Annotated in this window: 6 protein-coding genes and 1 pseudogene; 4 read left to right on the plus strand and 3 right to left on the minus strand. The window is 70.0% G+C overall.

Annotation, left to right across the window (positions count from 1 at the left end):
* Together AOK00_RS28140 and AOK00_RS36455 are read left to right on the plus strand one after the other, a co-directional pair.
* A partial coding sequence (locus AOK00_RS28140; protein ID WP_173861653.1) for an RDD family protein occupies positions 1-485 on the plus strand: 485 nt, incomplete at its 5' end.
* 152 nt (positions 486-637) lie between these two features.
* Positions 638-1423 (plus strand): RDD family protein, encoded by a 786-nt coding sequence (locus tag AOK00_RS36455; RefSeq protein WP_063886676.1) that lies wholly within the window; start codon positions 638-640, stop codon positions 1421-1423.
* 56 nt (positions 1424-1479) lie between these two features.
* On the opposite strand, the gene AOK00_RS28150 is transcribed toward AOK00_RS36455, so the two are convergent.
* On the minus strand, positions 1480-1758 hold the full coding sequence (locus AOK00_RS28150) for a hypothetical protein (protein ID WP_055603063.1): 279 nt from the start codon (positions 1756-1758) through the stop codon (positions 1480-1482).
* A 333-nt stretch (positions 1759-2091) separates the two neighbouring features.
* Here AOK00_RS28150 and AOK00_RS28155 point away from each other — a divergent pair, with 333 nt between their 5' ends.
* Complete coding sequence (locus AOK00_RS28155) at positions 2092-4530, plus strand: immune inhibitor A domain-containing protein (RefSeq protein ID WP_055603064.1); 2439 nt, start codon at positions 2092-2094, stop codon at positions 4528-4530.
* A gap of 133 nt (positions 4531-4663) precedes the next feature.
* Positions 4664-4975 (plus strand): hypothetical protein, encoded by a 312-nt coding sequence (locus AOK00_RS28160; RefSeq protein ID WP_055603065.1) that lies wholly within the window; start codon positions 4664-4666, stop codon positions 4973-4975.
* Positions 4976-5005: 30 nt separating this feature from the next.
* Here the strand turns inward: AOK00_RS28160 and AOK00_RS28165 are convergent, their stop codons facing one another.
* Positions 5006-5605 (minus strand): nicotinamidase, encoded by a 600-nt coding sequence (locus AOK00_RS28165; protein ID WP_055603066.1) that lies wholly within the window; start codon positions 5603-5605, stop codon positions 5006-5008.
* Between the two features lie 150 nt (positions 5606-5755).
* Positions 5756-6160, minus strand: a pseudogene (locus AOK00_RS28170) (nicotinate phosphoribosyltransferase); the annotation flags it as partial.

Below are 6160 nucleotides of genomic sequence, written 5' to 3' on the forward strand. Positions count from 1 at the left end.
GAGGGTGTCGATCAGCCGGGCTGGGCCGGAGGCTGGTCGCCCGGCTGATCGACACCCTCGTCCTGGGCGCGCTCGTCGGCGCCGCCGCCTTCCCGTTCGTGACCGCCGCCCTCGACCACATCAACGGCAAGATCGAGGCGGCCAAGCAGTCGGGCGTCACCGTCCAGGTGTGGCTGGTCGACGGCACGACCTCCGTGCAGTTCGGCATCGCGCTGGCCGCGTTCCTCGTCATCGGCGTCCTGTACGAGGCGCTGCCCACCGCCAAGTGGGGGCGCACGCTCGGCAAGAAGCTGTGCGGGATCGAGGTGCGGGACATCGAGGCGCACCAGCCGCCGCGCTTCGGGGCGGCCCTGCGCCGCTGGCTCGTCTACAGCGTCCTGGGCCTCCTGGCCATCGGCGTCCTCAACGTCCTGTGGTGCCTCTTCGACCGCCCCTGGCGGCAGTGCTGGCACGACAAGGCCGCCCGTACCTTCGTGGCGCGCTGATCCACGGACCGCCGGCCCCGGCCGGACCGGGCGACCCCCCGGCCGGACCGGGCGACCCCCCGGCCGGAGCGGGCGACCCCCCGGCGGCCGGGGGTCCCCCGAACGGGCGGTGATTCCTTGCGGGGGCGCCCGGCCCGGGATGCACTGCCCCCATGAGCACCGACCAGCCGCCGCCCGGCCAGCCGCCCGAGGAGGACCCGTTCCTCAAGAGGCCGCAGGAGCCTCCGCCGCCCTCCGCCGGCCAGCCGCCTCCGGCCGGACCGCCCCCGGAAGGGCCTCCGCCGGGAGGTCCGCCGCCGGGAGGGCCTCCGCCGGGAGGTCCGCCGCCCGGGAGTCCGTACGGACCCACGGGCGGTTCGCCGTACGGTCCGCCGGGCGGCTCCCCGTACGACAACGCGCCGCCGCCCCCGCCCCCGTACGGCGGCTACGGCGCCGGGTACGGAGGGACCGATCCGCTCTCCGGGATGCCGCCGCTCGCCGAGTCCGGCAAGCGCATCGTCGCCCGCGTCATCGACTGGCTGATCATCGCGATCCCGCTGGCGGTCATCGGCATCCCGTTCAAGATCTACTCGCGGGCGACCGAGGACGGCAACGACTTCGGCGACACGGTCAACAGCCTCAACGGCGGTGGCCAGCTGGTCTTCCAGCTGATCACGATCGTCGCGTTCGTCGCGTACGACACGGTGATGGTCGCCAAGAACGGCCAGACCCTCGGCAAGAAGTGGTTGAAGCTGCGGGTCGCGATGCTCAACGACGGCTCGACGCCGCCGATGAGCCAGTCGCTCCTGCGCGCGATCGTCCTGTGGCTCCCCGCGCTGATCTGCTGCGCCTGCCTGTGGCCGCTGCTCCTGCTGATCCTGATCCTGGTCGACAAGCCCTACAAGCAGGGTCTGCACGACAAGGCGGCGAAGACGGTGGTGGTCTCCGTCCCGCAGTAGCCGGACCGGCGTCGTCCGCGCGGACCCGGCGGAGACGACGCGTCACGGACGAGGTGTCACGAACCGGTCCGGGTATCGACTCCCGCGCCCACGCGCGCGGTCGGTACCCGGACCTCTTCGTGTGCGGCGGGCGCCGGAGTCGGTGCGGTGGTCTTGACGCCCGTCGTCCGCGGGGGCATCGTCACCGCCACGAGCAGTCCGAGCAGCAGGCCGGCGAGGCAGATCACCGTGATGCCGAGCGTGGTCGTCGTACCGGAGAGCAGCAGCAGGGCGACGGTCGTGAGAACGACGGTGGCCGAACCGTAGGTGAGTTGCGCGGCGTTCGGACGCTGCATGACACGTACCGCCCTCTCAGGACAACGGTTCGACTCTAAGACCGTGGATGCCCGGGCGGAACCGAAGTAAGCGTGACCTCACCCACGATGCGGGTGCACGGGGTGCACGGGGGGCGCACGGAGTCACGGGTCGTGTGATTTTTCCCCGTAAGGCGCCCGTTGATCGTCCGATAATCGGAATTCACCTCCCACATAGTGCAGTTGGTATGTGCAAGTCAAGATCTGTCTTTTCTTGTCTCCCTCCGGTCGAATGTCGTCACTTGTGACGCGCGACCCGCCGGACGGACACCCCACCTTCGGTCCGAAGCGCGGGCGCCGGGGAGGACATACCAAGTGACCAACAGACGACGGGCGATCAGAACGTCCGCAGTTGTTGTGGCGCTCGCGGCCACCGCCGCCACCGCCTCGACCTTCACCACCGCATGGGCCGACAATCACGGCAGCGTGAACCCGGCCGATGTCCGTCACGACCCGGCGCCCGGCGCCGGGATCGACAAGACGGCGGTCGACCACGACCTCGAGGGTCCCTTCAGCGAGCAGCAGGAGCAGCAGCGCAAGGCTGCCCTGGAGCAGGTCCTGAGCGGCGAGTCGAAGGTGGAGCGCCGGAACGGCTCCCAGGTCGTCAAGCTCGACGACAAGAAGTACGTCGAGCTCGGCCGTGAGAAGACCGACAAGATCTTCACGATCCTCGTCGAGTTCGGCGACAAGGTGGACACCACCACCCTCGTCGACCGCGCGGACGACGAGACGACCGAGCTGAAGCCGAAGTTCGGCGGCACGCCCGGCCCCCTGCACAACCAGATAGCCCAGCCCGACCGTGAGCACGACAACTCCACGGACTGGAAGGCCGACTACAACCAGCAGCACTTCCAGGACCTGTACTTCGGCACCGGCAAGGACGCCAAGGGACAGCCCAAGCAGTCGCTGAAGACCTACTACGAGAAGACCTCGTCCGGCCGTTACTCGGTCGACGGCAACGTCTCCGACTGGGTCAAGGTCGAGTACAACGAGGCCCGTTACGGCTCGAACTACTGCGGCAACAGCAACTGCTCCAACGTCTGGGACGCGGTCCGCGACGGCGTCACCGCCTTCGTGGCCGACCAGAAGGCCAAGGGCCGCACCGACGCCCAGATCAAGGCCGACATGGCCCAGTACGACCTGTGGGACCGGTACGACTTCGACGGCGACGGCAACTTCAACGAGCCCGACGGGTACATCGACCACTTCCAGATCGTCCACGCGGGCGAGGACGAGTCGGCGGGCGGCGGCGCCCAGGGCGGCGACGCCCTGTGGGCCCACCGCTGGTACGCCTACGGCACCAACGCGGGCAAGACCGGCCCGGCGAACAACAAGGCCGGCGGCACGCAGATCGGTGACTCCGGCATCTGGGTCGGCGACTACACGATGCAGCCGGAGAACGGCGGCCTCGGCGTCTTCGCGCACGAGTACGGCCACGACCTCGGTCTGCCGGACCTGTACGACACCTCCGGTCTCAAGGGCGCCGAGAACTCGACCGGCTTCTGGTCGCTCATGTCCTCCGGCTCCTGGCTCGGCCGCGGCAAGGACGCCATCGGCGACCTGCCCGGCGACATGAACGCCTGGGACAAGCTGCAGCTCGGCTGGCTGAACTACACCAAGGTCGCCAACGAGGCCCGCAAGTGGAACTCCACCCACAAGCTGGGCGTGGCCGAGTACAACACCGAGAACCCCCAGGCGCTCGTCGTCGAGCTGCCGAAGAAGGCCGTCACCACCGACGTCGTCGCGCCCGCCGAGGGTGCCACGCAGTGGTGGAGCAACATGGGTGACGACCTCAAGAACACCCTGACCCGCTCCGTCGACCTGACGGGCAAGACGTCCGCCTCCCTGAAGCTCAAGGGCTGGTACGACATCGAGCTCGACTACGACTACCTCTACACCGAGGTGTCGACCGACGGCGGCGCCAACTGGACGGCCCTGGACGGCACCGCCGACGGCAAGCCGCTCCCGCGCGACGCCAGCGGCGCCCCGGCGCTGACCGACGTCTCGGGCACCCACAAGGAGCTCGTCTACGGCCTCGACGCCTACGCGGGCAAGAAGTTCGACCTCCGCTTCCGCTACCAGACGGACGGCGGCGCCGGCGGCAAGGGCTTCACGGCCGACGCCATCACGCTGACCGCCGACGGTGCCACCGTCTTCTCGGACAACGCCGAGAACGGTGACAACGGCTGGGCGGCCAAGGGCTTCTCGCGGGTCGGCAAGGGCTTCACGAAGGAGTACGAGCAGTACTACATCGCGGAGAACCGCCAGTACGTCTCGTACGACGCCACCCTCAAGGTCGGCCCGTACAACTTCGGGTTCACCGGTGACAAGGCGAGCTGGGTCGAGCACTACCCGTACCAGAACGGCCTGCTCATCTGGAAGTGGGACCTCTCCCAGAAGGACAACAACACCGCGGTCCACCCGGGCCAGGGTCTGATCCTTCCGGTCGACGCCCACCCGACCCCGCTGAAGTTCAAGGACGGCAGCCTGATGCGCAACCGCGTCCAGGCCTACGACTCCACCTTCGGCACCTACCGCACCGACAGCCTCCTGCTCCACAAGGCCGACGTCGCGGCGTTCGTCCCGTCGCTGCCGGGCAACCCGGTCTTCGACGACCGCAAGGGCACGTACTGGCTCCAGGAGACGGCGCGCGCCGGTGTCCAGGTAACTGACACCAACACCAAGATCCAGGTCGTCAAGGAGCCGAAGAACGGCGAGACGATCACGGTCCGCGTGGGTCCCTCCACGAAGTAGTCGGTAAAACCGCAGGTCAAAGCATGATCGGCCGTCGCCCCTCTAGCGGGCGGCGGCCGATCGTGTTTAGGTGCGTCTGACGCTTCAGACCGATGTTCTTATTGACAGTCGATCCACGGGGGAGTGGTTCCGCATGCCCAACGGAGGGTTCTGCAAGTTGCCGGGAGGCAGCGTGGTCGTCGCGATAGGGCTGCCAAGCCCGGCTCGCGACGGCGCCAGCGTCCGCTTCCTGGTCCACGCCGCGAACCGCGCCCGCGCCCTCACCAGGCTGCGGAACCTCGGGCTGCGGGCGGTCTACCTCCGGGGCAACACCGAACCGCCCACCCCCGACGAGATCACGGCCGTCCTCCACCACCCCGACGGCCTGCTGTGGAGATCCGCGCCCGGCGCCGCCCAGGAGCTCTGGCACCCCGTACGGTCCCTCCCCAGGGAACCCGTGGCCTGAGAGGCGCCCGTCCGGGGCCCGTGGGACCGCTCAGGCCACCACGGGCTTGCCGGTCAGCTCCACACCGGCCGTCCGCAGCTCCTCCAGGGCCCGGTCCGTCGTCCCCTTCGCGACGCCGGCCGTCAGGTCGAGCAGCACATGGGTGCGGAAGCCCGCACGGGCCGCGTCCAGGGCCGTCGCCCGCACGCAGTGGTCGGTGGCGATGCCCACCACGTCGACCTCGGTGACGTCCCGCTCGCGGAGCCACTCCACGAGCGTCCGCCCGTTCTCGTCGTGCCCCTCGAAACCGCTGTACGCCGCGTCGTAGGCGCCCTTGTCGAAGACGGCGTCGATCGCCCCGCTGGCGACGGCCGGCGCGAAGTTCGGGTGGAACCCGACCCCCTCCGTGCCGGCCACGCAGTGCACCGGCCAGGAGGTGACGTAGTCCGGCTCCTCACCGGCCGGCGCGAAGTGCGCGCCCGGGTCGACATGGTGGTCGCGGGTGGCGACCACATGCCGGTAGGCGCTGCCCGCCGTCTGGCCGACCAGGTCGGTGATGGCGGCGGCGACGTCCGCGCCGCCGGTCACCGCGAGGCTGCCGCCCTCGCAGAAGTCGTTCTGAACGTCCACAACGATCAATGCGCGGTGCATGGCGGGTGTCCTTAGCGCGTCGGGGAGGGGTGGGACCGAGCCTAGAGACTCGGCCCGCCCACCGGGAGGGGGCGGGTCCGGTCTCCATGGGGCTCTGTCGTCAGACTCCCGTCCGCCCTTCGGGCGACGACGGGAGTTCGGCGCCAGGGCCTAGACGTACTCCGTCGGCAGCACCGGCTCGCCCCGGGAGAGCTGGATCGCCGACATCGGCAGCCCGGCGCGGGCCGCGATGTGCCGGGACCGCGCGGCCTCCAGGGGTTCCCGGGCCACCACGTCGCCGCCCTTGACCAGCTCGACCAGGAGCTGGTGGTCGGCGAGCTCCGGCGGCACGGGGCCGGTGCCCACGACCTCCGCCTCGGCGAGGCCGTACGCGTCGGGCCGGCGCGCCGCCCACTTGCGCCCGCCGACCGAGGTCTTGCCGCCGAGGGACTTCTTGGCGACCGGGGTGAGGGGGGCCTTGTGGTCGGCGGAGGAGGCGCGGGCGACCAGCTTGTAGACCATGGAGCAGGTCGGGTGGCCGCTGCCGGTGACCAGCTGCGTGCCCACCCCGTACGC

The sequence above is a fragment of the Streptomyces aureus genome, from assembly GCF_001418135.1.
GTDB lineage: Bacteria > Actinomycetota > Actinomycetes > Streptomycetales > Streptomycetaceae > Streptomyces > Streptomyces aureus_A.

What these genes read in the sequence shown, in the direction of transcription:
- AOK00_RS36455 (WP_063886676.1), top strand. Translation starts at nt 638, where the DNA reads ATGAGCACCGACCAGCCGCCGCCCGGCCAGCCGCCCGAGGAGGACCCG.
- AOK00_RS28165 (WP_055603066.1), bottom strand. Translation starts at nt 5,605, where the DNA reads ATGCACCGCGCATTGATCGTTGTGGACGTTCAGAACGACTTCTGCGAG.
- AOK00_RS28160 (WP_055603065.1), top strand. Translation starts at nt 4,664, where the DNA reads ATGCCCAACGGAGGGTTCTGCAAGTTGCCGGGAGGCAGCGTGGTCGTC.
- AOK00_RS28150 (WP_055603063.1), bottom strand. Translation starts at nt 1,758, where the DNA reads ATGCAGCGTCCGAACGCCGCGCAACTCACCTACGGTTCGGCCACCGTC.